We start from the raw sequence: 26327 nt of genomic DNA on the forward strand, positions 1-26327 counted from the left end.
CCGGCCGGCCACGCGCACAAAGAAAAACGGCGCCCCGAGGGGCGCCGTTTCAGGACTGCGGTCGCAGGAGGTCAGCCCACCCAGACCCGCGCGTTGCGGAACATCCGCATCCACGGCGAGTCCTCGCCCCAGCCGGACGGATGCCAGCTCATGCTGATGCTGCGCACCACCCGCTCGGGGTGCGGCATCAGGATGGTCGCGCGTCCGTCGACGCTGGTCAGGCCGGTGATGCCGTCGGGCGACCCGTTCGGATTGAGCGGATAGCGGCTGGCGACCTCTCCGTTGCCATCGACGTAGCGCAGCGCCACGCGCGCGGTGGCCTGGTCGACCGCACTGGCGAACTCGGCACGGCCTTCGCCATGCGCCACCGCCACCGGGATCCGCGAACCGGCCATCCCGCGCAGCAGCACCGACGGCGACTCCACCACTTCCAGCAGCGCGGTGCGCGCCTCGAACTGTTCGCTGCGGTTGCGCAGGAAGCGCGGCCAGTGCTCGGCACCCGGGATGATGTCCTTGAGCTGGCTCATCATCTGGCAGCCGTTGCACACGCCCAGCGAGAACGTGTCGCTGCGCGCGAAGAACGCGGCGAAGGCATCGCGCAGCGCGCTGCGCTCCAGCACCGAGGTCGCCCAGCCGCGGCCGGCGCCCAGCACGTCGCCGTAGCTGAAGCCGCCGCAGGCGGCCAGGCCGGTGAAGCCGTCCAGCGCAACGCGACCGGCGATCAGGTCGCTCATGTGCACGTCGTAGGCCTCGAACCCGGCCCGCTCGAAGGCGTTGGCCATCTCGATCTGGCCGTTGACGCCCTGCTCGCGCAGGATCGCGACCTTCGGCCGCGCACCGGTGGCGATGAACGGCGCGGCCACGTCCTCGGCCGGGTCGAACACCAGCTTCGGCTTCAGCCCGGGCGCCTCGAAGTCGCGCGCGACCGCACGCTCCTCGTCGGCGCTGTCGGGGTTGTCGCGCAGCTTCTGCAGCGCATGGGTGACCGACCACCAGGCATCGAACAGTTCTTCCCAGCGCCACTCGACCAGGGTCCGGCCGGCATTGCCGACCCGGATCCGCGGCAGGTTGGTCGGCCGCGCGATGCGCTGCGCGCACTCGGTCAGCGCATGGCGCTCGACCAGGTCGGCGAACGCGGCGCGGTCCTCGGAGGCGATCTGCACGATCGCGCCGAGTTCCTCGTTGAACAGGCTGCGAAAGGCGTCGTCGCCCCAGGCGTCCAGGGTGATGTCCAGGCCCTGGCGCGAGGCGAAGGCCATTTCGCACAGCGCGGCGAAGGCGCCGCCGTCGCTGCGGTCGTGATAGGCCAGCAGCAGGTTGGCCTCGCGCGCATCGCAGATCAGGTCGAACAGCGCACGCAGGCGCTGCGGATCGTCCAGGTCCGGGACTTCGCCGCCGAACGCGGGCAACGCCTCGTCGCCGGCGTGCACCTGGGCCAGCACCGAGCCGCCCAGGCGCTGCTTGCCGCCGCCGAGGCCGATCAGCCACAGCTCGCTGTCGTCCTCGCGCTGCAGCAGCGGGGTCAGCTGGCCGCGCGCGTCGGCGACCGGCGCGAACGCCGAAATCACCAGCGACACCGGCGACACCGACTTCTGCGTGGTGCCATCGGCCTGCCACTGCGCCTGCATCGACAGCGAGTCCTTGCCGACCGGGATCGAGATGTCCAGCGCCGGGCACAGTTCCATGCCGACCGCGTGCACCGCGTCGTACAGCAGCGCGTCCTCGCCCGGGTGGCCGCAGGCGGCCATCCAGTTGGCCGACAGCTTGACCGTGTCCAGCGAATCGACCGGCGCGGCGCACAGGTTGGTGATCGCCTCGCCCACCGCCATGCGCGCGGCCGCGGCCGAATCGAGCAGCGCCAGCGGGGTGCGCTCGCCGATCGACATCGCCTCGCCGGCGAATCCGTCGAAGCCGGCCAGGGTGATCGCGCAGTCGGCCAGCGGCAGCTGCCACGGGCCGATCATCTGCTCGCGCGCGGTCAGGCCGCCGACGCTACGGTCGCCGATCGTGACCAGGAAGTTCTTCGAGGCGACGGTCGGATGCGCGAGCACGCGCAGGCCGGCCTCCCGCAGGTCCAGCCCGTCGGTGGCCAGCGCCGGCCAGCGCGGCGCGGCCGGATGCGCGGTGTCGCGGTGCATCTTCGGCGGCTTGCCGAACAGCACGTCCATCGGCAGGTCGATTGGGTGAGGATGCGCCGCTTGCGCGGCACTGCCGCGCGGCGCGTCCGAACGCCCGGCGTGCTGCGCCGGGCCGGATGTACCCGACGTGGGACGTGTGCCGTAGACGGATTCCACCGTCGCACCGTATCCCACCACCAGACGCTCCTCGGCGGTGGCCACGCCGACCGCGGCGAACGGACAGCGCTCGCGTTCGCAGATCGCGGCGAACTCGGCCAGCCGGTCGGCCGGCACGCCGAGCACGTAGCGCTCCTGCGATTCGTTGCACCACAGTTCCAGCGGCGACAGCGACGGATCGTCGGTCGGCACCTTGGCCAGGTCGATCACGCCGCCGACGTCGGAGTCGTGCAGCAGCTCGGGAATCGCGTTGGACAGGCCGCCGGCGCCGACGTCGTGGAAGAACTGGATCGGGTTGTCCGCGCCCAGCGCCACGCAGCGGTCGATGACCTCCTGCACGCGCCGCTCCATCTCCGGGTTGTCGCGCTGCACGCTGGCGAAGTCCAGGTCCTCGGCGCTCTCGCCGGAGGCCACCGAACTGGCCGCGCCGCCGCCCAGGCCGATCAGCATCGCCGGGCCGCCGAGCACGATCACCGCGTCGCCGTCCTTGAGCCGGATCTTGTCGACCTGGTTGCGGTCGATCGCGCCGAGGCCGCCGGCCAGCATGATCGGCTTGTCGTAGGCGCGGGCGATGCCTTCTTCGGCCAGCTCGAAGCTGCGGAAGTAGCCGAGCAGGTTCGGACGGCCGAACTCGTTGTTGAACGCGGCGCCGCCGAGCGGGCCGTCGAGCATGATCTCCAGCGCCGGGGCCATCCGCGGGTTCAGCGCGCGCGGCGCCTCCCACGGCTGCGGCAGCGTCGGGATGCGCAGGTGCGAGACCGAGAAACCGGTCAGACCGGCCTTGGGCTTGCCGCCGCGGCCGGTCGCACCCTCGTCGCGGATCTCGCCGCCGGCGCCGGTGGCCGCGCCCGGGAACGGCGCGATCGCGGTCGGGTGGTTGTGGGTCTCGACCTTGATCTGGAACGCGCTGGGCACCACCGCTTCGCTGCGGTACCGGCCGGTGTGCGGATCGGGGCGGTAGCGCGCGGACGGATGGCCTTCGATCACCGCAGCGTTGTCGCTGTACGCGCTGAGCGTGTGCTCCGGCGTCTGCTGGTGCGTGTGCTTGATCATCCGGAACAGCGAGCGGTCCTGCTCGCGGCCATCGATGGTCCAGCTGGCGTTGAAGATCTTGTGCCGGCAGTGCTCGGAATTGGCCTGCGCGAACATCATCAGCTCGACGTCGGCCGGATCGCGGCCGAGCTCGCCGAAGCGGGTGCGCAGGTAGTCGATCTCGTCCTGGGCCAGGGCCAGGCCCAGGCGCACGTTGGCCGCTTCCAGATCCGCCAGCGGGATGCGCTCGAGCTGGCCGCGCTCCAGCGCGGTGAACAGCGCCTGCGCGGCCTCGGCCGTCTCCAGCAGCGACTGGGTCATCGGGTCGTGCAGCAGCCTGGCGAGCGCGGCCTGGCTGGCGGCGTCCTGCGGCCAGCCGGCCAGATCGATGCGGGTACCGCGCTCGACCCGGCGGATCGGCTGCCCGGCACCACGGACCAGTTCGGTGGCCTTGCTCGACCACGGCGACAGCGTGCCCAGGCGCGGCACGACGAAGCGGCTGACCGTGCCGGCATCGGCAGCGACCGGCTCGCCCTCGGCCTGCAGGATGCGGCGCAGGGTCGGCAGCGCGGGCGCGTGGCCGGCGTCGGTATCGATGAAGTAGACGTGCCAGGCGCCGGTGATGCGCAGGGCGGGCACGACGGACTGGAGGCGGGTTTCGAGCCGTTGCAGGCGGAACGGCGACAGGGCGCTGACGCCCTCGAGGACGATCATGTCCGGCGGGTCGCTGGGGAAAGGCCGTCCATTGTACCGGAGCGGCCCGGCCCTTCGCCGGATGCGCCGCCTCGCCGGGTCACGGCAGAGGCGGACGGCCCGGTCCGTGCGCGGACGGGACCGTCGGCGCACGCCGGGCCAGGGCCCCTGGGCCCGGCCGGCGCAACGCGGGGTGGCTCAGCGCGAACCGGCGCCGGCGGCGGTCTTCTCCAGCGCTTCCAGCAACTGCGCCGGCGGCAGGTAGCCGCCCAGCTGCGAGCCGTCGGCGGCGAAGATCGCCGGGGTGCCGGTCACGCCCACCTGCTGGCCCAGGGTGTACTGCATCGCCACCGGGTTGGAACAGTCCTTCTTGGCCACGCCGTTGCCGGCCTTGGCGCTGGTCAGCGCCTGCTTGCGGTCGGCCGAGCACCACACCGAGACCATGTCGCGGAAGTCGTCGCTGCCCATGCCCATGCGCGGGAAGGCCAGGTACTCGACCGCGATGCCGGCGCGGTTGATCTCGCCGATCTGCTCGTGCAGGCGGCGGCAGTAGCCGCACTCGATGTCGGTGAACACGGTGATGGTGTGCTTCGGATTCGGCGGCGCGAACACGATGCGGTCCTGCTCGGGGATGCTGGCGATGCGCTCGCGGCGGAAGGCCTTGAGGCCTTCGCTGGTCGCCGGCCGACGCTCCTGCAGGTCGAACGGCTGCGACTGCATCAGGAAGCGCCCGTCGTCGGACACGTACAGCACCTGGCCACCGACCAGCACCTCGCGGAAGCCGGCGAACGGCGCGGCACCGACGTAGTCGGCCTGCATGCCCGGCGCCAGCGCCTGCAGCGCCTCGCGGACCGTCGCGTCGGCCCCCTCCTTCCCCGACGCCTGGTTCGCCGGCGCCTCCTTGCCCTGGGTGGACGCCTGCCCCGACGGCGAAGGCTGGGCGCATGCACTGAGGCTCAGTGCACCAAGCAGGGCGGCAACGGCGATGCGGGACATGCAGGAATCCGTGGTGGGAGGCGAAGGCGCGCATTTTCGCACACTGGGCTCGAAGCGGCCGTGGCGGTCCCGGTGTGGCGCGGCGCGCGGTCGAGGGCGGATGGCTGCGGCGGCGCGCCGCGCCGTGGAGGCGGACCGGCGTCCGACGGACGTCACCACGCCCCGATCCAGCCGACGGCAACGCGGGAGCCCCGCCATCTGCGCCGGTGGGCGCACGCTGGCTCGGGGTGCCGGATCGTCGGGGCCGACGATTCAAGGGGGGCGTCGGTCGAATCCGTCCTGTCCGGCGCCCTCTCCATCCGGGATGGCGATCCCGTTCGCAGCCGTTCCCGGAGGGCGATCCGGCAGCGTTTCGCGGGACCCGGCCGGTCGCCAGCCCGACGCCGCGCGGCGGTCGCTCCTCCGCGGCGCGGGGCGATGCTTCGCCACCGCCGCGGCATCGCCCATGTCCAGGCGTTCGCCCATCCGCGGCATGCGCCTCGATGCACCTCCCGCTGCCATCCCTGACGCAACCTGGCTGACCTCCGGATCGCCCGGCCCGGACAGCCGGGTCCGGCGTTCACCAGCCCGCGTGATAGTGCCGCGCAAGCGGGCTGGCTCACCCCCTCGGGTGATGGTGGGCGTGCAGGCGCTTGAGGTGTTCGCGGGCGACCAGGGTGTAGATCTGGGTGGTCGACAGGCTGGCGTGGCCGAGCAGCAGTTGCAGCGCGCGCAGGTCGGCGCCGTGGTTGAGCAGGTGGGTGGCGAAGCTGTGGCGCAGGCCGTGCGGAGTCACCCGGCGCGGGTCGATCCCGGCCACAGCGGCGTAGCCCTTCAACGCCAGCCAGTAGGCCTGCCGGGTCGGTGCCTGGCGTGCGTCGGTGAGGAACAGCGGCACCCGCCCCTGCGCATCGGCCGGGACCGGCCGGCCCGCGGCCAGCTGCGGCCGCGCGCCGTCCAGATAGCGCTGCAGCCAGTGCTGCGACTCCTCGCCCAGCGGCACCAGCCGCTCCTTGCTGCCCTTGCCGGTCACCCGCAGCGCGCCTTGGCGCAGGTTGACCGCATTGGCCGGCAGTTCGACCAGTTCGCTGACGCGCAGGCCGGCGGCGTACATCAGTTCGAGCATCGCGCGGTCGCGCAGGCCCTCGGCGGTCTCGACGTCCGGGGCGCCGAGCAGGGCCTCGATCTCGCGCTCCGACAGCGCCTTGGGCAGGGAGCGCGGCAGCCTGGGCGGGTCGATCAGCGCCGCCGGGTCGTCGCCGCGCACGCCGCGCCGCACCAGATGCCCGTAGAAGGCGCGCAGGGTCGAGCGCAGGCGCGCAGTGCTGCGTGGCGCGTAGCCCTGCGCGCTGCGCCAGGCCAGGTAGTCGAACAGCGTCGCGCGATCGGCACCGGCCAGTCCGCCACCGGCCCCGTCGCGCCAGCGCGCCAGCAGTTCAAGATCGCGGCGGTAGGCGTCCAGGCTGTGCCGGGCCAGGCCCGATTCGGCCCAGGCGCCGTCGAGAAAGGTCTGGATCGCGGCGGCATCGGCATCGCGCAGCGGAGGCAGGGCGTTGGCGGCGCGGCGGCGGTCGGCAGGCGTGGCGGGAACGGACATCGGCACAGGATAGCCGGCGGCTGCCGCTATCCTGTGCCGATGCAGACCGACACCGCCGCCACGTCCGACCGCCCCGCCCGCAGCCCCGTGCTGGTCCTGACCCGTCTGCTGGCGCTGTTCTACGACCTGTGGCCGGTGCTGGCGCTGTGGCTGCTGATCTCCGCGGCGTTCACCGTCGGCTACACCTATCTGGGCCAGCACCCGGAGCGCGAGAACATCGCCCCCTACAGCGCGCTGGCCTGGCTGCTGTGGTGCTGCTGCTGGCTGGTCAGCGGGCTGTACGCGACCGCCAGCTGGCGCCGCGGCGGCCAGACCCTGGGGATGCGGCCCTGGCGGCTGCGGGTGCGCGCGCCCGATGGCGGCGCCGCGCCGCTGGGCAGGCTGTGGCTGCGCTTCCTGGCCGGCCATCTGTCGCTGCTGGCCGGCGGCCTGGGATTCTGGTGGGCCTGGATCGACCGCGACGGCCTGGCTTGGCACGACCGGCTCAGCGGCACCCGGATCGAACGCCTCCCCAAACCGTAGCAGGCGCGGAGCGTCCGCTCCCGCGGCCTGCATCGTCCGGTCGGATGCGGCCTGATGGCTGCGCCGGGCACCGCCCTGCAGGTCGGCCCGGCCGTGATCGACGTGCCTGCGACCTGCCGCGTCGCGGCGCGGCCAGGACATCGCCGCGGCACGGCAGTCACCGCGACGACGGCATGTCGAGAAAACCGGGGAAGGGAGCCGATGGCGGCGCCGTCGGACGCGCCCCGGCGGCATCCGCCGCCGCACTCGACATCACCATGATTCCGGCGGTCTGTCGGAGCCTGCCGCCGACGCGACCGGCCGCCCGCGGAAGGCGGTGCCGGCAGGCGCTTCGCGCCGCCCTCAGCCCGACTTGCGCCGGAACAGCCACCACGAGGTCGCCAGCATCATGACCGGCGGCAGCGCGTAGGCGATCCGGTAGTCGAACCGGAACGCGCCGGCCAGGCGGCCGAACTGCATCTGCAGCAGCAGGAACCCCAGCGAGAACAGGATGCCCAGGAACAGGCGCTTGCCCATGCCGCCGCTGCGCAGGCTGCCGAACGCGAACGGCACCGCGGCCAGGCACAGCGCCAGCACGTTCAGCGGATAGAACCAGCGGCTCCAGTAGGTATCCTCGTAGTCGCGCGCGTCCAGCCCGTTGCGCTGCCGGTATTCGATGCTGGCATGCAGGTCGGCGGCCGACAGGTTGCGCGGCCGGGTCACGCCGGCGGCCAGCGCGTTGGGGTCGAGCTCCGACTCCCAGCGCTGCTCGTCCAGGCGCTGCTCGGTGGCGGTCTCGTCGCCGAAGTCGATCTGCCGCACCTGGCGCAGCATCCAGCCGGCGTCCTCATGGACCGCCACCGCGGCCCGCGTCAGCGACAGCAGGCGGCCGTCGGCATCCATCCGGTACAGGCGCACGTCGCGCAGTTCCAGCACGCGCCTGCCACCCTCGATCCGCTCCTCGCCGTCCTGCGCGTTGAGGAAAGTGTCGCCCTCGCGCGCCCACAGCCCGGAATAGCGGGCCATGGCCACGTTGTTGGTGCGGGCCATCAGCTTCAGCCCGTCGGCCTGGCGCTGGCCCCAGGGCGCCAGGGTCTCGCCATTGACCACCATCGCCCCGGTCAGCAGCGACAGCGCGATGGCCACCGACAGGCTCAACCTGCGCCGCGACAGGCCCAGCGCGCGCAGCGCGGTCAGCTCGGAGGTGGCCGCCAGCTGGCCAAGGCCGAGCAGCGAGCCGATCACCGCCGCGTAGGGGAAGATCGTGTAGGCGCGGCGCGGCACCGAGTAGGCGACCACCGCCAGCGCGGTGCCGAAGTCGTAGCGGCCCGTGCCGATGTTGCCCAGCTCGTTGGAGAGCGTGAGCATCACGTCCAGGCCGACCAGGACCGACCAGGTCAGCAGGACCGTGGCCAGGACGACGCGGCCGACGTAAAGGTCGTGCAGGCGCGGACGCAGGATCATGCCGCGACCCTCCGCGGACGGGCCAGGCGGCCATCGCGCCGGTACAGCCAGACCGCCAGCACCAGCAGCGGCACGGTCAGCCACCACAGGCCCGCCGCGGCCGGCAGGTCGCCATCGGCGAGCATGCCGCGACCGACGAACATCATGTTCAGGCCGACCATGTAGGCCAGGAAGCCGAGCATCGCCCGCCCGTAGCGCTGCTGCCGCGGCGCGCTGCGCGCCAGCGGCACGGTCATCAGCGCGAACGCCAGCGCCAGCAGCGGCGGCGCCAGGCGGTAGTGCAGCTGGGCCACGGCCTCCGGCCGGCCGTCACCGACCAGGTCCAGGGTCGAGGCCAGCGCCGGATCGTTCTCGTCGCGGCTGGCGGCGCGGTCCGGCAGCGCGACCTCGTTGGTGGCGTAGCGCATCAGGCGGAAATCCAGGCCCTGGTCCAGCGGTCCTTCGATGCGGTGGCCATCGCGCAGCTCCAGGTAGCGGTCGCGCTCGCCTTCCAGCTGCAGGCCACCGGTGGCGGCGGTGACCACGTCCAGCCGCCCCTCGCGCTCGCGCTGCATGAAGATCCGCTGCAGGGTGCGGCCGTCCTCGGACATGCCGTCGATGTAGACCACGCCACCGCCGGACAGCGAGGTGAACCGGCCCGGCTCCAGTCCGGCCACGATCAGGCTGCGGTTGGCCTGCTCGACCATGGACACGCCGGTGCGCTCGGCCCAGGGGCCCAGCCACAGCGAGCACAGCCCGACCAGCGCGACCACCGGCAGCACCGCCATCAGCAGCGGGCGCAGCAGGCGCTTCGGACCGACCCCGACCGCGTTGAGCACGGCCATCTCCGAATCCCGGTACAGCCGGGCCACGGCCAGCATCAGCCCCAGCATCAGCGCCAGCGGCAGCACCAGCGGCAGGTAGACCAGCAGCTGCAGGCCCAGCTGGGACAGCAGCAACCGCGCCGGGATGCCGCCATCGGCGATTTCACCCAGCACGTCCACCAGCACGCCGCCCATGCTGACCGCCAGCAGCACGATCAGCGTGGCCAGGATGCTCTGGACGAAATCGCGCAGCAGGTATCGGTCGAGCTTCGGCATCGGGCGGGCTTGTTCTAAACTCTCGGATTCGCTTGCGGAACGCCGTCGGGGCCAGGGGCCGCGGCAGCGCGGATCCGCGATTGTACGGAACCTGTACCGGGAATCTGATCAATGGCACTGCAATTCACCCTGAACCGCGAGGCCGCTGCCGCGGCCACCTTCGACTGCGTCGTGGTCGGCGCCTACGCCGACAAGACCCTCACGCCCGCGGGCCAGGCCATCGACGACGCCAGCGGCGGCCGCCTGCGCGCCCTGCTCGAGCGTGGCGACCTCAGCGGCCGCACCGGCGCCAGCGTGGTCCTGCACGATCTGCCGGGCGTCGCCGCCCCGCGCGTGCTGGTGCTGGGCCTGGGCGAGCCGGCCAAGTTCGCCGTCCCGCAGTATCTGAAGGCCGTCGCCGATGCGGTCCGCGCGCTGAAGACCGGCCCGGTCGGCAATGCGCTCTTCACCCTGAGCGAGCTGGCCGTGCCCGGCCGCGACGCCGCCTGGGCGATCCGCCAGGCCGCGATCGCCGCCGACCATGCCGCCTACCGCTACACCGCCACCTTCGGCAAGAAGAAGACCGACGAGGCCGGCCTGCGCAGCCTGGCCATCGCTGGCGAGGACGCCACCGCGCTGGCCCAGGGCGAGGCGATCGCCGCCGGCGTGGCCTTCACCCGCGAGCTCGGCAACCTGCCGCCGAACATCTGCAACCCGGCCTACCTGGCCCAGCAGGCGCAGCAGTTCGCCGACGCCCACGACGGCGCCGAGGCCGAGATCCTGGACGAGCACCAGATGGGCGCGCTGGGCATGGGCTCGCTGCTGGCCGTGGCCCGCGGCTCGGCCAACCGCCCGCACCTGGTGGTGCTGAAGTGGAACGGCGCCGCCGATGCCTCGACCAAGCCCTACGTGCTGGTCGGCAAGGGCATCACCTTCGATACCGGCGGCGTCAACCTGAAGACCCAGGGCGGCATCGAGGAGATGAAGTACGACATGCTCGGCGCCGGCAGCGTGCTGGGCACCTTCGTCGCCGCGGTGAAGATGAAGCTGCCGCTGAACCTGGTGGTCATCGCCCCGGCGGTGGAGAACGCGATCGACGGCAACAGCTACCGTCCGTCCGACGTGATCACCTCGATGGCCGGCAAGACCATCGAGGTCGGCAACACCGACGCCGAAGGCCGCCTGATCCTGTGCGACGCGCTGACCTACGCGCAGCGCTTCGAGCCGGCCGCGCTGGTCGACGTCGCCACCCTGACCGGCGCCTGCATGGTCGCGCTGGGCAAGTTCGCCACCGGCCTGATGAGCAAGCACGACGACCTGGCCGGCGAACTGCTGGCCGCCGGCGAGCACGTGTTCGACCGCGCCTGGCGCCTGCCGCTGTGGGACGAGTACCAGACCCTGCTCGATTCCAGCTTCGCCGACGTCTACAACATCGGCGGCCGCTGGGGCGGCGCGATCACCGCCGGCTGCTTCCTGGCCCGCTTCACCGAGGGCCAGCGCTGGGCGCACCTGGACATCGCCGGCTCGGCCAGCGACGAAGGCAAGCGCGGCATGGCCACCGGCCGCCCGGTCGGCCTGCTGAGCCAGTGGCTGCTGGACAGGAGCGGCGAACGGTGACGTCGCCCGCTGCGCGGGCTGTGAAGCGGTGATCGGAGCGTCTGCGCCCTTCTCCCTTCACAGCGTGCGCAGCACGCGGCTTCACTCTTGACCCTTCCATGCCAAGAGCCGACTTCTACCTGATCGCCAAGCCCCGCTTCGCCGCCCAGCCGCTGCTGCTGGTCTGCGAACTGGCCCGCCGTGCCTGCGACAGCGGCCAGCCCACCCTGGTGCTGGCCCGCGACGCGGCCCAGGCCGAGGAACTGGACGACCTGTTGTGGTCGTTCGACGACGAGGCCTACATCCCGCACCAGATCGCCGGCAGCGACGAGGACGACGACGAGGCGCCGGTGCTGATCGTCGTCCCCGGCACCGAGACCGCGCCGCGGCCGATGGCGATCAACCTGCGCGATGCGGCCTGGACCGCCGACTGCCAGCGCGTGCTGGAAGTGGTGCCGGCCGACCCGGCCGCGCGCGACCCGCTGCGCGAGCGCTGGAAGCAGTACAAGGCGCTTGGCTACGACGTGAACAAGCACGACATGTAATCGCGGGTCGCGCGCCCGTCGCCGCGTCACCTGCCACGCGCAGCGCGACCCGCCCGCCGGGCGCGCGACGCGAAGTGGATCGAGGCAGGGCGCGCTCGCCGGCAAAGCGCTCCGCACCACGCCGCCGAACATCGCGGCGGTTCCACCCTTCGCCCGCACGCGGGAGAAGGTGCCCGAAGGGCGGATGAGCGCACTCCGCGCCGTGCAGCCCGCCCCGTCCGACCGTCGACACACCCGAACACCAGCGTCCCGCCCGTCGCGGAACCAGAAGAAGACCATGACCAACACCCTCGCCTCCGGCTACGACCCCAAGACCTTCGAGACCCGGCTGTACGCCGAATGGGAGGCCGGCGGCTGCTTCCGTCCCTCGGGCAACGGCACGCCTTACACCATCCTGCTGCCGCCACCGAACGTCACCGGCACGCTGCACATGGGCCATGCCTTCCAGCAGACCCTGATGGACGCGCTGATCCGCTACCACCGCATGCGCGGCTACGACACGCTGTGGCAGGTCGGCACCGACCACGCCGGCATCGCCACCGAGATGGTGGTCAGCCGCAACCTGGCGATCGAGGGCAAGGGCGAAACCCGCGATTCGCTGGGCCGCGAAGGCTTCATCAACAAGGTCTGGGAGTGGAAGCAGCACTCCGGCGACACCATCGAACGGCAGATGCGCCGCCTCGGCACCTCGGCCGACTGGTCGCGCAGCACCTTCACGATGGACCCGCAGCCGTCCGAGGCCGTGGTCGAGGCCTTCGTGCGCTGGCACGAGCAGGGCCTGATCTACCGCGGCCAGCGCCTGGTCAACTGGGACCCGGTGCTGAAGACCGCGATCTCCGACCTGGAAGTGGAAAGCGTCGAGGAAGACGGCTTCCTGTGGTCGATCCGCTACCCGCTGGCCGATGGCGTCAGCTACGAGCACGTCGAGGTCGATGCCGACGGCGTGGAAACGCTGCGCGAGACCCGCGACTACCTGATCGTCGCCACCACCCGCCCGGAAACCATGCTCGGCGATACCGCCGCGATGGTCCACCCGGAGGATCCGCGCTACGCGTCGCTGATCGGCAAGGAGGTCGTGCTGCCGCTGACCGGCCGCCGCGTGCCGGTGATCGGCGACGACTACGTCGACCGCGCGTTCGGCACCGGCGTGGTAAAGGTGACCCCGGCGCACGATTTCAACGACTACCAGGTCGGCGTGCGTCACAGCCTGCCGATGATCAACCTGTTCACCCCGGTCGCCGCGCTCAACGACAACGCGCCCGAACGCTTCCGCGGCCTGGACCGCTATGCCGCGCGCAAGCTGGTGCTGGCCGAGCTGGAAGACCTCGGCCTGCTGGTCGAGACGAAACCGCACAAGCTGCAGGTGCCGCGTGGCGACCGCACCGGCCAGGTGATCGAGCCGTATCTGACCGACCAGTGGTTCGTGAAGATGGACGCGCTGGCGAAGCGCGGCCTGGAGCTGGTCGAAGGCGTCGATGGAAAGCCGGGTGACATCCAGTTCGTCCCGCCGAACTGGATCAACACCTACCGCCACTGGATGGAGAACATCCAGGACTGGTGCATCAGCCGCCAGCTCTGGTGGGGCCACCGCATCCCGGCATGGTTCGACGCCGCCGGCACCTGCTACGTCGGCCGCGACGAGGCCGAAGCCCGTGCGCGCGCCGGGCTCGCCGACGATGTCGTGCTCACCCAGGACAGCGACGTGCTGGAGACCTGGTTCTCCTCGCAGCTGTGGCCGTTCTCCACGCTGGGCTGGCCGAACGAGCAGGCGATGGCCGAACGCGGCTTCGACCGCTACCTGCCGTCGGACGTGCTGGTCACCGGCTTCGACATCATCTTCTTCTGGGTGGCCCGCATGATCATGGCCACCGACAGCTTCACCGGGAAAGTGCCGTTCAAGGACGTCTACATCACCGGCCTGATCCGCGATGCGCAGGGCCAGAAGATGTCCAAGTCCAAGGGCAACGTGCTGGACCCGCTGGACATCATCGACGGCATCTCGCTGGACGACCTGCTGGCCAAGCGCACCAGCGGCCTGATGCAGCCGAAGCTGGCCGAGCGCATCGAGAAGGCCACGCGCAAGGAGTTCCCGGACGGCATCATTCCGCACGGCGCCGACGCGCTGCGCTTCACCATCGCCGCGCTGGCCGGCCACGGCCGCGACATCAAGTTCGACCTCGGCCGCGCCGAGGGCTACAAGAACTTCTGCAACAAGCTGTGGAACGCCAGCCGCTTCGTGCTGATGAACACCGAGGGCGCCAGTTTCAGCGGCGCGCCGCAGCCGGTCACCGATGCCGAGCGCTGGATCCTGGCGCGGCTGGAGAAGGTCAGCGCCGAAGCGCAGGCGCAGTTCGCCGGCTACCGCTTCGACCTGCTGTCGCAGGCGCTGTACGAGTTCGCCTGGAACGAGTTCTGCGACTGGTTCGTCGAGCTGGCCAAGCCGGCGCTGCAGGGCAGCGACGCCGCGGCCGCGGCCAGCACCCGCCACACCCTGCTGTACGTGCTGGAGGCGCTGCTGCGCCTGCTGCACCCGCTGACCCCGTTCATCACCGAGGAACTGTGGCGTCAGGTCGGCCCGCGCCTGGGCCTCGATGCGGCGTCGATCTCGCTGCAGGCCTATCCGCAGCCGGGCGATTTCGGCGGCAGCGGCCATGCCGGCGCCGAGGCCGACGTCGAATGGCTGAAGGCCATGGTCAGCGCGCTGCGCCGCGTGCGCAGCGAGCTGGGCGTGTCGCCGGGCAAGCAGGTCGGCCTGCTGCTGCAGGGCGGCCAGGACAGCGACCGCAGCCGGATCGAACGCTTCGCCGCACAGCTAGGCTTCCTGCTGCGGCTGGAACGGATCGAATGGCTGGCCGCCGATGCGGTCACTCCGCCGGCGGCCACCGCGATCGTCGGCGAGCTGCGTCTGCTGGTGCCGCTGGAAGGCCTGGTCGATCTGGATGCCGAGCGCGTGCGCCTGGACAAGGAGATCGCCAAGGTCGCCGCCGAGCTGGAGAAGAGCGAGGCCAAGCTGGCCAGGTTCAGCGACAAGGTGCCGGCGGCGGTGGTCGAGCAGGAGCGTGCGCGCCTGGCCGACTGGACCGCGCAGCTGACCGGCCTGCGCGAGCAGCGCGGCAAGCTCTGATCACACGGAGCGCGGGTGCCGTCCATTCCACCGGAGTCGACGACACGCACTGATGCGGACGCGGGCGTGCCGGATGGCCCGCCTGCGACCTGGCACACGACGTCGCGGGCCGACGCCATCCCCGCATCAGCGACCACGGCATCTGTCGGTGCACCGGCCGGGCCGGATGCATCGCAGCCGCGGCGGGCCCCGTCTCTGCAGTCATCGCATGCGGCACACCGCCGCCGCATGCGTGGAGACCACGCCCCGGACCTGGCTGCATCCCGGCAGCTGCCACCTGGGGCGCAATCGCTGCCGGCGCTGCTGCGGCGACTGGAGGCACGCATTCCACCGCCGCTGGTGCTGCTGGCCTGCGCGGCGCTGGCGTGGCTGCTGTCGTGCGTCGCCGCCGCGGCCGCCGTGTCCGCGTCAGCTGGTCTGACCTGGTCCGCCATCGCCGCGGTCGCAGCCGGCCTCGCGCTGAACCTGCTGCCGAAACTCGCCTTCCGCCGCGCCGGCACCACGGTCAACCCGCTGGCCCCGGAACGCAGCACGCAGCTGGTCGTGCACGGCCTGCACCGCTGGTCGCGCAATCCGATGTATCTGGGCCACGCGCTGATCCTGGTCGGCATCGCGCTGCTGCTGCGCAACGCGGTCGCGCTGACCGCCGTCCCTCTGTACGTCGCCTGTGTCACCCGCTTCCAGATCGTTCCCGAAGAGCGTGCGCTGCGCGCCCGTTTCGGCCGGCGCTACGTGGACTACGCCGCACGCGTCCGCCGCTGGCTGTGAGCTTCAAGCTCCCGGCTTCAGGCCTGCGCCCGTATTGCCTTCAGGGGTCAGCACGCCCTGCCTGCCACCATGCTTGAAGGGACACACCGGCCGGGATGGAACGATGGCGGTCGCCTTGAACACTGTCCCACCACGCATGAAGGACGCCGTCAGAGCGGTTCCCTGCGGAGCGCCTGGAACACCCGCGCGATGCAGCCCGTCCCTACAGGGGCGGCATCCGCTGCACGTCGTCGGCGACCAGTTCCATCGCCATCACGATCGCGTCCTCGCGGCCGTTGTGCGCCGGGTAGTAGCGCGGCCGGCGGCCGATCTCGTTGAACCCCTCGCTGTCGTACAGCGCGATGGCCGCGGGATTGGACGGCCGCACCTCGAGGAAGATGCGCTGCGCGCCGCGGTCGCGCGCACTGCGTACCAGCGCGCGCAGCAGGTGCCGGCCCAGACCACGCGACTGGCGCTCCGGCGCGGTGCACAGGTTGAGCAGATGCGCCTCGTCGGCGGCGATGCTGAGCAGGCCGTAGCCGGCAGGACGGTCGTCCTCCAGCGCCAGCAGCGAGGGATAGCCGGCCAGCAGGCAGTCGCGGAAGATCCCGCGCGTCCACGGAAACGGATACGCGCGCACCTCGATCGCCATCACCGCGTCGAGGTCGCCCTCGCGGATCGGACGCAGGCGCCACGCAGGCGCGACCTCGCGATAGGCCGCGACGCTCATCGCCTGGCGGCCTTGCGCAGCGCGCGCAGGGTCGGCCAGAACGCGCGCTTGGCCGCGCCGTTGCCGCGCAGCTCGGCCATCGGCCAGCGCTCGATCAGGGCCTGGGTGGCCGGATCGGACGGATCCAGCCCGGACACACGCAGCATCGCCAGCTGCAGCCTGTCCGGCAGCGCCGGGCGGCGCATGCCGCCAGCTGCGCGCGCCGGCGCCGAGGCCTGGGTGTCGGGCGTGGAACGGACCGGGGGCGGCGCCGACCGCTGCGGTTCGGGTGCCGGCACGGTGGCGGTGCGGACCGGATGGGTGTCCATCGCCGGCTCGACCGCACGCGGCGCGGAGGTGGCCTGCACCGGCTCGGGCTCCGGCGCATCGCCCAGGCGATAGACCGTATAGCCCAGCGCCTGCAGCCACTGGCCCTGCTGCGCCGCCCACAGCAGCGTCGCCTCCGGCATGCGCATCAGGCGCCTGCGGACCTGCGCGAGCGCAGCCACAGCGCGATCGCCGGGCCGGACAGCGCGTACAGCACGCCGATCGCGAACAGTACGCGCGGCAGATCGATGAACAGCACCGCGATCACCACCGGCACGATCGCCAGCACCGCGAACGGAATCCGGTCGGCGCGCGCGCCGCCCTCACCGCTGCCCTTGAAGCTCCAGTAGCGGATCCGGCTGACCATCAGCAGGCCGGCCAGCAGGGTCACCGCCAGCGCCACGTAGCGCAGCTCCTCGCCGCTCCAGCCCAGTTCGCCATCGGCGAACGCCAGCACGAAGGACATCATCAGGCCGGCCGCAGCCGGGCTGGCCAGGCCGACGAACCAGCGCTTGTCGACCACGCCGACCTGGGTATTGAAGCGGGCCAGGCGCAGCGCGGCGCAGGCCGCATACAGGAAGGCCACCGCCCAGCCGACCCTGCCCATCGTGCCGCCGTCGAACTTCAGCGCAGACAGCGCCCAGTGGTACATCACCAGCGCCGGCGCCAGGCCGAAACTGACCAGGTCGGCCAGCGAGTCGTACTGCACGCCGAACTCGCTGCTGGTGCCGGTCAGGCGCGCCACGCGGCCGTCGATGCCGTCCATCAGCCCGGCCACGAACACGGCGATGGCCGCGGCGGTGAACTGGCTGTTGGCTGCGGCGATGATCGCGTAGAAGCCCGCGAACAGGCCGCAGGTGGTGAACAGGTTGGGCAGCAGGTAGATCCCGCGCGAGCGCGGTGGTGGGCGGTCTTGGTCCATCGCGCCAGTGTAGGGCCAGACGCCGCAGGCCGCGACACCGCCGGCTTGCCACTGCGCCGCCGCGGTGCTGCAATCGCCCGGTCCATGCCCGGAGATCGCCGATGCGCACCGTTCCTCTCTGCTGCCTGCTGCTGGCGGCCTCCCTGGCCGGCACCGCCGCGGCCGGCACCGTCTACCAGTGGAAGGACGCCCGCGGCGTGACCCACTCCTCGGACAAGCCACCGGCAGGCCAGGCCTACCAGACCCGGCGGATCGACCAGCAGCCCGGCACCGCGGCGACCGCCGCGCCGGCGACGTCGGTCGAGTCGCCGCAGTGCACCACCGCGCGCGCCAACCTGACCGTGCTGCAGGGCAGTGGCGCGATCCAGCAGGACAGCGATGGCGACGGCAAGCCCGACCGCACGCTGAGCCCGGAGGAGCGCAGCGCGCAGAAGGACCTGGCCGAGGCGGCGATCAAGGCCTACTGCCCGCCGGCGGGCTGAGCGGCATGCGCGCGGCGTGGGCGATCCTGGGTGGGCTGGCCATCGGCGGCGGCCTGGCCTGGTGGCTGGGCCGCGACCAGGCGCCGACGCGCTCGCCCGAGGCACGCCAGCGCGCCGCCGACGCAGCCGCGGCGCAGGCCACCGACGCCATCCCCGCGCTCTACCGGTGGCGCGATGCGGACGGCACCCTGCAGGTCACCGACACGCCGCCAAAGGGCGTTCCGTACGAGCGCATCGCGCGTGAGCCGGCCCCGGGCATCCAGGTCGACGCCAGCCGCTGAACGCGGTTCCGCGGCGGCGACGCGTGGGCGTGCTCTAGACCAGACCCAGCCAGTCGGCCAGTTCGTACAGACCGACCAGCAGCAGGATCAGGCCTGCCCCCATCGCCGTCATGCGCAGCTGGCTGCCCAGGTAGCCCTGCCCTTTTCCGGAAAACGGCGGTTTTCTGCCGGTCATGCCCTGGCCTGCGATGGATAGGACGCGCATTCTGGACGAGGATCGCGTTTCCTGCGCCGGCAAGCGCCGCGCGACGGCCATGGTGGGCCGCCCCGTCCACGCGCCGGGCGGGGAGCGGCATCGCACCGGCAACGGCAGCGGACGGCCGGTACTGGCAGAATGTCCGCCCTTCTCCGTCACCAGCCGGCCGTCATCCAATGCGCCTGTCCCGCTTCCACCTGCATACCACCAAGGAAACCCCTGCCGACGCCGAGCTGGTCAGCCACAAGCTGATGCTGCGCGCCGGCATGATCCGCAAGCTCGCCGCCGGCCTCTACACCTGGTCGCCGCTGGGCCTGCGCGTGCTGCGCAAGGTCGAGACCGTGGTCCGCGAGGAGATGAACCGCGCCGGCGCGGTTGAACTGCAGCTGCCGACGATCCAGCCGCGCGAGCTGTGGGAAGAGACCGGGCGCTGGGAGAAGTTCGGCGGCCAGCTGCTGAAGATCAGCGACCGCAAGGAAGCCGGGTACTGCTACAGCCCGACCGCGGAGGAAGCGATCACCGATTTCGCGCGCCAGGAGCTGTCCAGCTACAAGCAGCTGCCGGTCAACTTCTACCAGGTGCAGACCAAGTTCCGCGACGAGATCCGCCCGCGCTTCGGCGTGATGCGCGCGCGCGAGTTCCTGATGAAGGATGCCTATTCGTTCCATGCCAGCGATGCCGACCTGGCGCGCGAATACGAGAACATGAAGGCCGCCTACACCCGCGTGTTCACCCGCCTGGGCCTGGAATTCCGCGCGGTGCAGGCCGACTCCGGCGCGATCGGCGGCGATGCCTCGCAGGAATTCCACGTGCTGGCCGAGTCGGGCGAGGACGCGCTGGCCTTTTCCACCGGCTCGGACTATGCGGCGAACGTGGAAGCCGCGCAGGCCGCCGATCCGGGCCCGCGTGCGGCGGCGGGCGAAGCGCTGCGCAAGGTCGACACCCCCACCCAGAAGACCTGCGAGGAGGTGGCCGCCCTGCTCGGCATCGCCCTGCAGCGCACGGTCAAGTCGGTGGCGGTGATCGGCGAGGACGGGTTCGTGCTGGCGCTGGTCCGCGGCGACCACATGGTCAACGAGATCAAGCTGGGCAAGGTCGCCGGCCTGGCCGACTACCGGGCGGCCACCGAAGCCGAGATCGCCGGACATCTCGGCAGCCAGCCCGGCTTCCTCGGCCCGGTCGGCCCGAAGCAGCCGATCCGCGTCGTCGCCGACCGCGAGGTCGCGGCCATGGCCGATTTCGTGGTCGGCGCCAACGAGCCCGGCTTCCACCTCGCCGGCGTCAACTGGGGCCGCGACCTGCCCGAGCCGGACGTGGTCGCCGACATCCGCAACGTGGTGCCGGGCGACCGCGCCGCCGATGGCGGCGAGATCCGCCTGGCGCGCGGCATCGAGGTCGGCCATGTGTTCCAGCTCGGCCGCAAGTATTCGGAGGCGATGAAGTTCACCGTGCTCGACGAGAACGGCAAGGCCGCCGTGCCTGCGATGGGCTGCTACGGCATCGGCGTGTCGCGCATCGTCGCCGCGGCGATCGAGCAGAATCACGACGAGGCCGGCATCGTCTGGCCGGCGCCGATGGCGCCGTGGACGGTCGCGGTGTGCGTGATCAATCCGAAGAAGGACGCGGCGGTCGACGCGGCGGCGCAGGAACTGCTGGAAACGCTGCTCGCGTCGGGCATCGATGCCGTTCTCGACGACCGTGGCCTGCGCCCCGGCGCGATGTTCGCCGACATCGAACTGATCGGCGTTCCGCATCGGGTGGTGGTGTCCGAACGCGGCCTGGCCGCCGGAACCTTCGAATACAAGGCCCGCCAGGGCGGCGATGCGGAATCGCTGGATCGGGGCACGCTGCTGGCCCGCCTGACCGGCTGAGCAGCGGGTATTCCATCGCGGCGCGGCGGGAAAGGGGATTATGCGGCGGCATAATCCCTTTTCTTCACGTGGAATTTATTTGCCGGATTATCTTTATTCCATTACGCTTCGCCGCGTTTGATGCCAAGGATAGGCAAGCCCCCTGCCTGTCCACCCGGAGAACCATCCGATGTCGATCGACCTGAACTCGCTGTCCGCCAAAGAGCTTGGCAGCCTGATCACCACTGCAAAGAAGCGTCAGGCCACCCTGGCCAAGCGCGCGCCCATCGCCAAGGTCCGTAGCAAGCTGACCCGCCTGGCCAAGGCCGAGGGTTACACCATCGAGGAACTGTTCGGCGCCGCGCCGGCCGGCCGCAGCCGCAGTGCCGCTGCCACCAGACCGACCCGCAAGCTGGGCAAGGTCGCGCCGAAGTACCGCAATCCGGAAAATGCGAAGGAAACCTGGACCGGCCGCGGCAAGCAGCCGCGCTGGCTGGCCGCTCTCACCGCCAAGGGCCGCGACCTGGGCGAGTTCGTGATTCCGGGCGTGGCCAAGCTGACGCCCAAGAGCGCGCCCGCCACGAAGAAGCGCGTGGTCAAGAAGGCGAAGAAGTAATCCGCCCGCCCCACCGCGACGATTGAGAACGCCGGCCCTGCGCCGGCGTTTTCTTTTACTGGAATCACTGGGGCGGCCGGTTGCGCATGCGTGCCGTCGCGGTGCGATGGTCTGACGGACCGGGGTGGGCAACGGCACGCCCAGCGCGGCATACCGGCACCGCGCTGTCTGGCGGTGTCGCCACGCGGATTCGCGCGGTGACGATACGCGGTTCCACGACGAACCCCGCGACCCCGCATCCAGCGCGCCATCACTACCCGCCCGCGCGATCGACGCACGCACGGCGGCGCGCCATGCGCGACGCACTCGACGGGAGCACGGCCGCCCCCACTGCACCGACGGCCCCGCAGCGGTCGCGCCTCGGCCGCGATGCCCGGCCCACTGCACGCGGCGGAGCGCCGGCATCGCGCGGTCGCACCCGATGCGGCTACAGATTCTTGCGGGCGGGAAACAGCAGATTGCCGAACAGCAGGCCGGCCACCAGCGCCATGATGATGTTGAGCACGCCCAGCAGCGCGCTCTGGCCGGCATCGACATCCTGCTGCTGGATCATGGTCAGCAGTCCGCGCAGGCTCGCGCTGCCGGGCACCAGCATGATGATGCCGGGCAGGCGGATGATCGCGCCCGGGCGCTGGATCCAGCGCCCGAACGCGTTGCCGCCCGCGGTCAGCACCAGCGCCGACATGAAGATGCCGATCTGGCTGCCCCAGGCCAGGCCCGCATAGCGGGCGATCAGGTAGCCGGTGACCGCCGCGCCCATCACCCACGGGTAATCGCGGCGGCTGGCCTTGAACAGCACCGCGAACGCGAACGCGGCCACCAGCATCGCGATCCATTCGACCCATTCGGGCTGCGGCCGCAGCGCGCGCACCTGCGGCTGCAGGCCGAGCATGTCCAGCAGGATCACCGCGACCATCGCGCCGACCGTCAGCTTCATCACCGTGGTCAACGCACCGGCGAAGCGCACCGTGCCCGACACCCAGTGCTGGCTGGCCAGCTCGTTCATCGCGTTGGTCAGCGCCATGCCGGGCAGCAGCACCACCAGCGAGGCGATGACCACGGTATTGAGGTTCATCGGCCCGGCCAGGGCCGCGATCAGGCTGACCACCGCGCCGGCGGTCAGCGCGGCCAGCGCGTCACCGGCTTCCTTCAACGCCGGGCGCGGGCTGGTGTACTGGTCGAGCAGGCCGATCAGCACCCCGGTGAACGCCGCGGTGCCGATGTCCAGCCACGGCAGGCGCCACAGGCCGGCGACGCCGGCCGCGGCCAGGCCGAACGCCAGCACCTGCAGGACCCGGGTACGGCGCGCGGGCGGATGGTCGAGCGTGCGCAGCGCGGTATGGCCCTGGGCGATGCTCATCTGCCCGTTGACCACGGCCTCGGCGATGCGGTCGGCCTCGCTGAGCTTGTGCAGGTCGTTCTCGCCCGGCGCCAGCCGGATCACCCGGGTGGTGTCGGTGCTGCCCAGGGTCTTGCCCGGGTCGCTGAAGCTCAGGATCAGGCCGGTCGGGTTCGACCAGGCCTCGCACTCCAGGTCCAGCCGCTGCGACAGCGCGGTGATCGCCGCCTCCAGGCGCTGCGCGGTGGTGCCGTAACGATGCAGGCGCGCGGCCATCTCCGACACGAAGGCGATGCGCTGGGCGTAGGTGGCACTGGACATGTGCAGGGCGGCGACGGACATGCCGCACAGTATCCCCGATCGCCGGCGTCCCGAAGGTCATACATCGCCCTCACCCCGCGAGCCTGTATCCTCGGCGGCGGATGCCCATGACCGACGACGCCACCACGCCGCCACGCTGGGAACAGGACCCGGACACTCCGGCGACGATCCATTTGTCCGGCGACTGGACGCTGCGGCATGCGCTGGCGGTGACCGAGCAGCTGCAGCAGCTGCCCGAGCCGGTCGAGCGGATGGACGCGTCCGGGGTCGGGCGCCTGGATTCGGCCGGCGTGCTCCAGCTGATCCGGTTCGCCGGCCGCCGCTCGCTCGCCCCCGACGCGCTGTCGTTCCGCGACGAGCACGTCGCGCTGGTGCGCGTGATCGAGGACGTGGCCGACGAACGCCCGCCCCGGCGGCGCGACTACGGCGTGGGTGCCGCGCTGGAGCGCCTGGGCCGCGCGGTGCACGCCAACGCGCGCGAGGTCGTCGCCCTGCTCAGCTTCACCGGCGAGAACCTCAGCAAGCTGGTGCGCATGGTGCGCGAACCGCGCCGGCTGCGGCTGACCGCCACCGTCTCGCACATGGAGCAGGTCGGCCTGGACGCGGTGCCGCTGGTCGCGCTGCTGTCGTACCTGGTCGGCGCGGTGATCGCCTTCCTCGGCTCGACCATCCTGCGCGACTTCGGCGCCGAGATCTTCGTGGTGGAGCTGGTGTCGATCGCCTTCCTGCGCGAGTTCGCGGTGCTGCTGACCGCGATCGTGCTGGCCGGCCGCACCGCCAGCGCGTTCACCGCGCAGATCGGCGCGATGAAGAGCCGCGAGGAGATCGACGCGATCCGCACCCTGGGCCTGGACCCGGTCGACCTGCTGGTGATCCCGCGCCTGATCGCGCTGCTGGTGATGCTGCCGCTGCTGACCTTCGTGGCGATGATGGCCGGCCTGGCCGGCGGCATCACGGTGGGCGCGTTCGACCTGGACATCCCGCCGCAGATGTACCTGGCGCGCATGCACGAGACCATGGAGGTCCGGCATTTCCTGGTCGGCATGGCCAAGGCGCCGGTGTTCGCGATGGTGATCGGCCTGATCGGCTGCCAGGAGGGCCTGCAGGTCGAGGGCACCGCGCAGTCGGTCGGCGAACGCACCACGTCCAGCGTGGTGCAGACGATCTCGCTGGTCATCATCCTCGACGCGCTGGCCGCGTTGTGGTTCATGCACGTGGGCTGGTGAGATGGGCACGCTGGGGAACGACATCGCGATCTCGGTGCGCGGGCTGGTCAACCGCTTCGGCAGCCAGGTCGTGCACGACGGGCTGGACCTGGACGTGCGCCGCGGCGAGATCATTGGCGTGGTCGGCGGCTCGGGCACCGGCAAGTCGGTGCTGATGCGTACCCTGCTCGGCCTGAACCGGCCGGTCGACGGCACGATCGAGGTGCTCGGCGCCGATGCGCTGTCCGACGACCGCGCCCAGCGCCAGCACATCGAGCGCAACACCGGCGTGCTGTTCCAGGACGGCGCCCTGTTCTCCTCGCTCAGCGTGGGCGAGAACGTGCAGGTGCCGCTGAAGGAGCACCACCCCGAACTGTCCGAGCGCCTGCGCTACGAGCTGGCGCTGCTGAAGGTCAAGCTGGCCGGCCTGCCGGCCGACGCGATCACCAAGCTGCCCTCGCAGCTGTCCGGCGGCATGCGCAAGCGCGCCGGCCTGGCCCGCGCGCTCGCGCTGGATCCGCCGCTGCTGTTCCTGGACGAGCCCACCGCCGGCCTGGACCCGATCGGCGCAGCCGCGTTCGACCGGCTGCTGCGCACGCTGCAGGAAGCCCTGGGCCTGACCGTGTTCCTGATCACCCACGACCTGGACACCCTGTACGCCATCTGCGACCGCGTCGCGGTGCTGGCCGACCGCCGGGTGATCGTCAACGCCCCGCTGGACGAGGTCGAGCGCTTCGACCATCCGTGGGTCCAGGATTACTTCCACGGCCCGCGCGCACGTGCCGCACGCGGCCAGGCCCCTACTCCGGCACAGACGGACTGAGCGATGGAAACCAAGGCCAACTACATCCTCATCGGCGCTTTCACCCTGGTGATCTCGGTCGCCCTGCTGCTGTTCGGCCTGTGGGCGGCGAAGTACTCGTCCGAACGCAGCTGGCAGCAGTACCAGATCGTGTTCGACGAGGCCGTCACCGGCCTGTCGGTCGGCAGCCCGGTGCAGTACAACGGCATCGCGATCGGCTCGATCACGCGCCTGTCGCTGGACCCGCAGGACCCGCGCCGGGCGATCGCGCTGATCCGCGTGGACGCGACCGCCCCGGTCAAGACCGACACCCGCGCCAAGCTGGCGATCACCAGCCTGACCGGGCCGTCGATCATCCAGCTCAGCGGTGGCTCGCCGGAGACGCCGGCACTGACCAGCGTGGACAAGCGCGACATCCCGGTGATCCAGACCACGCCGTCGGCGCTGCAGAACATCACCGACACCGCCAACCGCATCGTCGAGCGCCTGGACCAGGTGCTGAGCGACGAGAACGTCACCAGCATCACCGCCACCCTGCGCAACATCGAGCGGATGAGCACCACGCTGGCGTCCAAGGACGAGGGCATGGAATCGCTGCTGGTCAGCGCGCGCGATGCCGCGCGCAGCCTGGATGCGACCCTGGTGACCACCAACGGCACGATCCAGCGCCTGGACCAGAATCTGGTGCGCGAGCTGCCGGCGATCATCGCCAAGCTCGATTCCACCCTGGCCCGGCTCGACTCGGCGGCCGGCAACGCCGACGCGATCCTCGGCGAGAACCGCGCGGCCATCAACAGCTTCGCCAACGACGGGCTGGCCCAGCTCGGGCCGACCCTGACCGAATTGCGCGGCCTGATCCGCGACCTGCGCCAGATCAGCGACCGCCTCGAGAACAACCCGACCCGCTACCTGCTCGGCCGCGACGGCCCGAAGGAGTTCGAGCCATGAGCCTCATTCCCGTCCAGCGCCTGCAGCCGCGCGCCATCGCTTCCCTGCTCTGCGCCGGTGCGCTCGCGCTGCTGGCCGGCTGCTCGGTCCTCGGCGGCGGGCAGCGCGATCCGGTGACCATCTACGCACCGCAGCCGCGCGTGCAGGCCGATCCGGCCTGGCCGCAGGTGCGCTGGCAGCTGGCGGTGGCCAAGCCCAGCGCCGCGCGCCTGGTCGACAGCCCGCGGATCGGCGTGCGTCCGGTGCCGGGCGAACTCCAGGTCTATGCCGGCGCGGTGTGGTCGCAACCGCCGACCGACATGCTCGAAGCCACCGTGCTGCGGGTGCTGGAGGACTCCGGCCGGATCGACGCGGTCGGCCGCCTGGCGACCGGCCTGCGCGCCGACTACCGCCTGGCGATGGACCTGCGCCGCTACGAGGCCGACTACGACGGCGGCACGCTGCCGGCGGCGACGATCGAGATCAACGCCAAGCTGCTGCACAACGCCGAACAGCGGGTGGTCGCCAGCCGCACCTTCCTGCAGGTGCAGCCGGCCGACAGCACCGAGATCGGCAGCGTGGCGATGGCCTTCGACCAGGCCCTGGCCACGATCACCCGCGACATCGCCGGCTGGACGCTGCAGCAGGGCCAGAACGACGCGCAGCTGCATCCGCCGCTGGAGCACCGCGCGCACTGAGGCCGCATCCGTGCGTCGCCGGTACC

At 71.4% G+C, this 26327-nt stretch carries 23 protein-coding genes; 13 read left to right on the forward strand and 10 right to left on the reverse strand.

Annotation, left to right across the window (positions count from 1 at the left end):
* Window positions 1-71 precede the first annotated feature (71 nt).
* The 3 genes from purL to xerD form a co-directional block, all read right to left on the reverse strand.
* Entirely contained in the window at window positions 72-4040 is a 3969-nt protein-coding gene (purL, locus tag IB242_RS12665) for a phosphoribosylformylglycinamidine synthase (RefSeq protein WP_192279837.1), read from the reverse strand.
* Between the two features lie 177 nt (window positions 4041-4217).
* Window positions 4218-5015: a DsbC family protein gene (locus IB242_RS12670; RefSeq protein ID WP_192279839.1), complete on the reverse strand. Its 798-nt coding sequence runs from the start codon at window positions 5013-5015 to the stop codon at window positions 4218-4220.
* Between the two features lie 598 nt (window positions 5016-5613).
* The gene (gene xerD, locus IB242_RS12675; RefSeq protein ID WP_192279841.1) at window positions 5614-6591 is read right to left on the reverse strand and encodes a site-specific tyrosine recombinase XerD; all 978 of its coding nucleotides are present in this window, start codon (window positions 6589-6591) and stop codon (window positions 5614-5616) included.
* A gap of 39 nt (window positions 6592-6630) precedes the next feature.
* On the opposite strand from xerD, the gene IB242_RS12680 reads away from it, so the two are divergent.
* Window positions 6631-7113, forward strand: coding sequence for an RDD family protein (locus IB242_RS12680; RefSeq protein ID WP_192279843.1), 483 nt, complete (start codon window positions 6631-6633; stop codon window positions 7111-7113).
* Between the two features lie 342 nt (window positions 7114-7455).
* Here the strand turns inward: IB242_RS12680 and lptG are convergent, their stop codons facing one another.
* Window positions 7456-8556 (reverse strand): LPS export ABC transporter permease LptG, encoded by a 1101-nt coding sequence (lptG, locus tag IB242_RS12685; protein WP_192279845.1) that lies wholly within the window; start codon window positions 8554-8556, stop codon window positions 7456-7458.
* Complete coding sequence (lptF, locus tag IB242_RS12690; protein ID WP_192279847.1) at window positions 8553-9635, reverse strand: LPS export ABC transporter permease LptF; 1083 nt, start codon at window positions 9633-9635, stop codon at window positions 8553-8555. Before lptF ends, lptG begins: the two co-directional genes overlap by 4 nt.
* Window positions 9636-9746: 111 nt before the next feature.
* Between lptF and IB242_RS12695 the strand changes: the two genes are divergently transcribed.
* The 4 genes from IB242_RS12695 to IB242_RS12710 all read left to right on the forward strand — a co-directional run bounded on the left by IB242_RS12695 (window position 9747) and on the right by IB242_RS12710 (window position 15647).
* Window positions 9747-11231 carry a leucyl aminopeptidase gene (locus IB242_RS12695; RefSeq protein WP_192279849.1) on the forward strand — a complete coding sequence of 495 codons (1485 nt, stop codon included), beginning with the start codon at window positions 9747-9749 and terminating at the stop codon, window positions 11229-11231.
* A gap of 98 nt (window positions 11232-11329) precedes the next feature.
* Window positions 11330-11755, forward strand: a complete 426-nt coding sequence (locus tag IB242_RS12700) for a DNA polymerase III subunit chi (protein WP_192279851.1) — start codon at window positions 11330-11332, stop codon at window positions 11753-11755.
* Window positions 11756-12032: 277 nt separating this feature from the next.
* The gene (locus IB242_RS12705; RefSeq protein ID WP_192279853.1) at window positions 12033-14879 is read left to right on the forward strand and encodes a valine--tRNA ligase; all 2847 of its coding nucleotides are present in this window, start codon (window positions 12033-12035) and stop codon (window positions 14877-14879) included.
* Window positions 14880-15107: 228 nt separating this feature from the next.
* Window positions 15108-15647: an isoprenylcysteine carboxylmethyltransferase family protein gene (locus tag IB242_RS12710; protein ID WP_192279855.1), complete on the forward strand. Its 540-nt coding sequence runs from the start codon at window positions 15108-15110 to the stop codon at window positions 15645-15647.
* 202 nt (window positions 15648-15849) lie between these two features.
* On the opposite strand, the gene rimI is transcribed toward IB242_RS12710, so the two are convergent.
* The 3 genes from rimI to pssA are packed head-to-tail and all read right to left on the reverse strand — an operon-like array spanning window position 15850 to window position 17584.
* A complete protein-coding gene (rimI, locus tag IB242_RS12715; protein WP_192279857.1) occupies window positions 15850-16356 on the reverse strand; it encodes a ribosomal protein S18-alanine N-acetyltransferase in 507 nt (168 codons plus the stop codon).
* Complete coding sequence (locus IB242_RS12720) at window positions 16353-16805, reverse strand: alanine acetyltransferase (protein WP_192279859.1); 453 nt, start codon at window positions 16803-16805, stop codon at window positions 16353-16355. The genes rimI and IB242_RS12720 overlap by 4 nt, the downstream gene beginning before the upstream one ends.
* A gap of 5 nt (window positions 16806-16810) precedes the next feature.
* Window positions 16811-17584, reverse strand: coding sequence for a CDP-diacylglycerol--serine O-phosphatidyltransferase (pssA, locus tag IB242_RS12725; protein ID WP_192279861.1), 774 nt, complete (start codon window positions 17582-17584; stop codon window positions 16811-16813).
* 101 nt (window positions 17585-17685) lie between these two features.
* Between pssA and IB242_RS12730 the strand changes: the two genes are divergently transcribed.
* Window positions 17686-18066, forward strand: coding sequence for a DUF4124 domain-containing protein (locus IB242_RS12730; protein WP_192279863.1), 381 nt, complete (start codon window positions 17686-17688; stop codon window positions 18064-18066).
* Between the two features lie 5 nt (window positions 18067-18071).
* The gene (locus IB242_RS12735; protein ID WP_192279865.1) at window positions 18072-18347 is read left to right on the forward strand and encodes a DUF4124 domain-containing protein; all 276 of its coding nucleotides are present in this window, start codon (window positions 18072-18074) and stop codon (window positions 18345-18347) included.
* A 34-nt stretch (window positions 18348-18381) separates the two neighbouring features.
* On the opposite strand, the gene IB242_RS12740 is transcribed toward IB242_RS12735, so the two are convergent.
* Window positions 18382-18522: a hypothetical protein gene (locus tag IB242_RS12740; protein WP_192279867.1), complete on the reverse strand. Its 141-nt coding sequence runs from the start codon at window positions 18520-18522 to the stop codon at window positions 18382-18384.
* A gap of 197 nt (window positions 18523-18719) precedes the next feature.
* Here IB242_RS12740 and IB242_RS12745 point away from each other — a divergent pair, with 197 nt between their 5' ends.
* Both IB242_RS12745 and IB242_RS12750 read left to right on the forward strand, forming a co-directional pair.
* Window positions 18720-20414 carry a proline--tRNA ligase gene (locus IB242_RS12745; protein ID WP_192279869.1) on the forward strand — a complete coding sequence of 565 codons (1695 nt, stop codon included), beginning with the start codon at window positions 18720-18722 and terminating at the stop codon, window positions 20412-20414.
* Between the two features lie 169 nt (window positions 20415-20583).
* On the forward strand, window positions 20584-21009 hold the full coding sequence (locus tag IB242_RS12750) for an H-NS histone family protein (protein ID WP_192279871.1): 426 nt from the start codon (window positions 20584-20586) through the stop codon (window positions 21007-21009).
* 427 nt (window positions 21010-21436) lie between these two features.
* Here the strand turns inward: IB242_RS12750 and IB242_RS12755 are convergent, their stop codons facing one another.
* Entirely contained in the window at window positions 21437-22690 is a 1254-nt protein-coding gene (locus IB242_RS12755) for a threonine/serine exporter family protein (protein ID WP_192279873.1), read from the reverse strand.
* Window positions 22691-22776: 86 nt separating this feature from the next.
* Between IB242_RS12755 and IB242_RS12760 the strand changes: the two genes are divergently transcribed.
* From IB242_RS12760 to IB242_RS12775, 4 genes are read left to right on the forward strand one after another with little or no spacing between them, the layout of a single operon-like run.
* Window positions 22777-23895 carry an MlaE family lipid ABC transporter permease subunit gene (locus tag IB242_RS12760; RefSeq protein WP_225540557.1) on the forward strand — a complete coding sequence of 373 codons (1119 nt, stop codon included), beginning with the start codon at window positions 22777-22779 and terminating at the stop codon, window positions 23893-23895.
* A 1-nt stretch (window position 23896) separates the two neighbouring features.
* A complete protein-coding gene (locus IB242_RS12765; protein WP_192279877.1) occupies window positions 23897-24697 on the forward strand; it encodes an ABC transporter ATP-binding protein in 801 nt (266 codons plus the stop codon).
* A 3-nt stretch (window positions 24698-24700) separates the two neighbouring features.
* Window positions 24701-25624: an MlaD family protein gene (locus tag IB242_RS12770; protein WP_192279879.1), complete on the forward strand. Its 924-nt coding sequence runs from the start codon at window positions 24701-24703 to the stop codon at window positions 25622-25624.
* The gene (locus IB242_RS12775; protein ID WP_192279881.1) at window positions 25621-26301 is read left to right on the forward strand and encodes an ABC-type transport auxiliary lipoprotein family protein; all 681 of its coding nucleotides are present in this window, start codon (window positions 25621-25623) and stop codon (window positions 26299-26301) included. The genes IB242_RS12770 and IB242_RS12775 overlap by 4 nt, the downstream gene beginning before the upstream one ends.
* Window positions 26302-26327: the final 26 nt, after the last annotated feature.

The sequence above is a fragment of the Xanthomonas sp. XNM01 genome (assembly GCF_014851915.1).
Classification (GTDB): Bacteria; Pseudomonadota; Gammaproteobacteria; order Xanthomonadales; family Xanthomonadaceae; genus Pseudoxanthomonas.

Coding starts and splice junctions, on each gene's coding strand:
- purL (WP_192279837.1), bottom strand. CDS start 4,040: ATGATCGTCCTCGAGGGCGTCAGCGCCCTGTCGCCGTTCCGCCTGCAA.
- IB242_RS12670 (WP_192279839.1), bottom strand. CDS start 5,015: ATGTCCCGCATCGCCGTTGCCGCCCTGCTTGGTGCACTGAGCCTCAGT.
- xerD (WP_192279841.1), bottom strand. CDS start 6,591: ATGTCCGTTCCCGCCACGCCTGCCGACCGCCGCCGCGCCGCCAACGCC.
- IB242_RS12680 (WP_192279843.1), top strand. CDS start 6,631: ATGCAGACCGACACCGCCGCCACGTCCGACCGCCCCGCCCGCAGCCCC.
- lptG (WP_192279845.1), bottom strand. CDS start 8,556: ATGATCCTGCGTCCGCGCCTGCACGACCTTTACGTCGGCCGCGTCGTC.
- lptF (WP_192279847.1), bottom strand. CDS start 9,635: ATGCCGAAGCTCGACCGATACCTGCTGCGCGATTTCGTCCAGAGCATC.
- IB242_RS12695 (WP_192279849.1), top strand. CDS start 9,747: ATGGCACTGCAATTCACCCTGAACCGCGAGGCCGCTGCCGCGGCCACC.
- IB242_RS12700 (WP_192279851.1), top strand. CDS start 11,330: ATGCCAAGAGCCGACTTCTACCTGATCGCCAAGCCCCGCTTCGCCGCC.
- IB242_RS12705 (WP_192279853.1), top strand. CDS start 12,033: ATGACCAACACCCTCGCCTCCGGCTACGACCCCAAGACCTTCGAGACC.
- IB242_RS12710 (WP_192279855.1), top strand. CDS start 15,108: ATGCGTGGAGACCACGCCCCGGACCTGGCTGCATCCCGGCAGCTGCCA.
- rimI (WP_192279857.1), bottom strand. CDS start 16,356: ATGAGCGTCGCGGCCTATCGCGAGGTCGCGCCTGCGTGGCGCCTGCGT.
- IB242_RS12720 (WP_192279859.1), bottom strand. CDS start 16,805: ATGCCGGAGGCGACGCTGCTGTGGGCGGCGCAGCAGGGCCAGTGGCTG.
- pssA (WP_192279861.1), bottom strand. CDS start 17,584: ATGGACCAAGACCGCCCACCACCGCGCTCGCGCGGGATCTACCTGCTG.
- IB242_RS12730 (WP_192279863.1), top strand. CDS start 17,686: ATGCGCACCGTTCCTCTCTGCTGCCTGCTGCTGGCGGCCTCCCTGGCC.
- IB242_RS12735 (WP_192279865.1), top strand. CDS start 18,072: ATGCGCGCGGCGTGGGCGATCCTGGGTGGGCTGGCCATCGGCGGCGGC.
- IB242_RS12740 (WP_192279867.1), bottom strand. CDS start 18,522: ATGACCGGCAGAAAACCGCCGTTTTCCGGAAAAGGGCAGGGCTACCTG.
- IB242_RS12745 (WP_192279869.1), top strand. CDS start 18,720: ATGCGCCTGTCCCGCTTCCACCTGCATACCACCAAGGAAACCCCTGCC.
- IB242_RS12750 (WP_192279871.1), top strand. CDS start 20,584: ATGTCGATCGACCTGAACTCGCTGTCCGCCAAAGAGCTTGGCAGCCTG.
- IB242_RS12755 (WP_192279873.1), bottom strand. CDS start 22,690: ATGTCCGTCGCCGCCCTGCACATGTCCAGTGCCACCTACGCCCAGCGC.
- IB242_RS12760 (WP_225540557.1), top strand. CDS start 22,777: ATGACCGACGACGCCACCACGCCGCCACGCTGGGAACAGGACCCGGAC.
- IB242_RS12765 (WP_192279877.1), top strand. CDS start 23,897: ATGGGCACGCTGGGGAACGACATCGCGATCTCGGTGCGCGGGCTGGTC.
- IB242_RS12770 (WP_192279879.1), top strand. CDS start 24,701: ATGGAAACCAAGGCCAACTACATCCTCATCGGCGCTTTCACCCTGGTG.
- IB242_RS12775 (WP_192279881.1), top strand. CDS start 25,621: ATGAGCCTCATTCCCGTCCAGCGCCTGCAGCCGCGCGCCATCGCTTCC.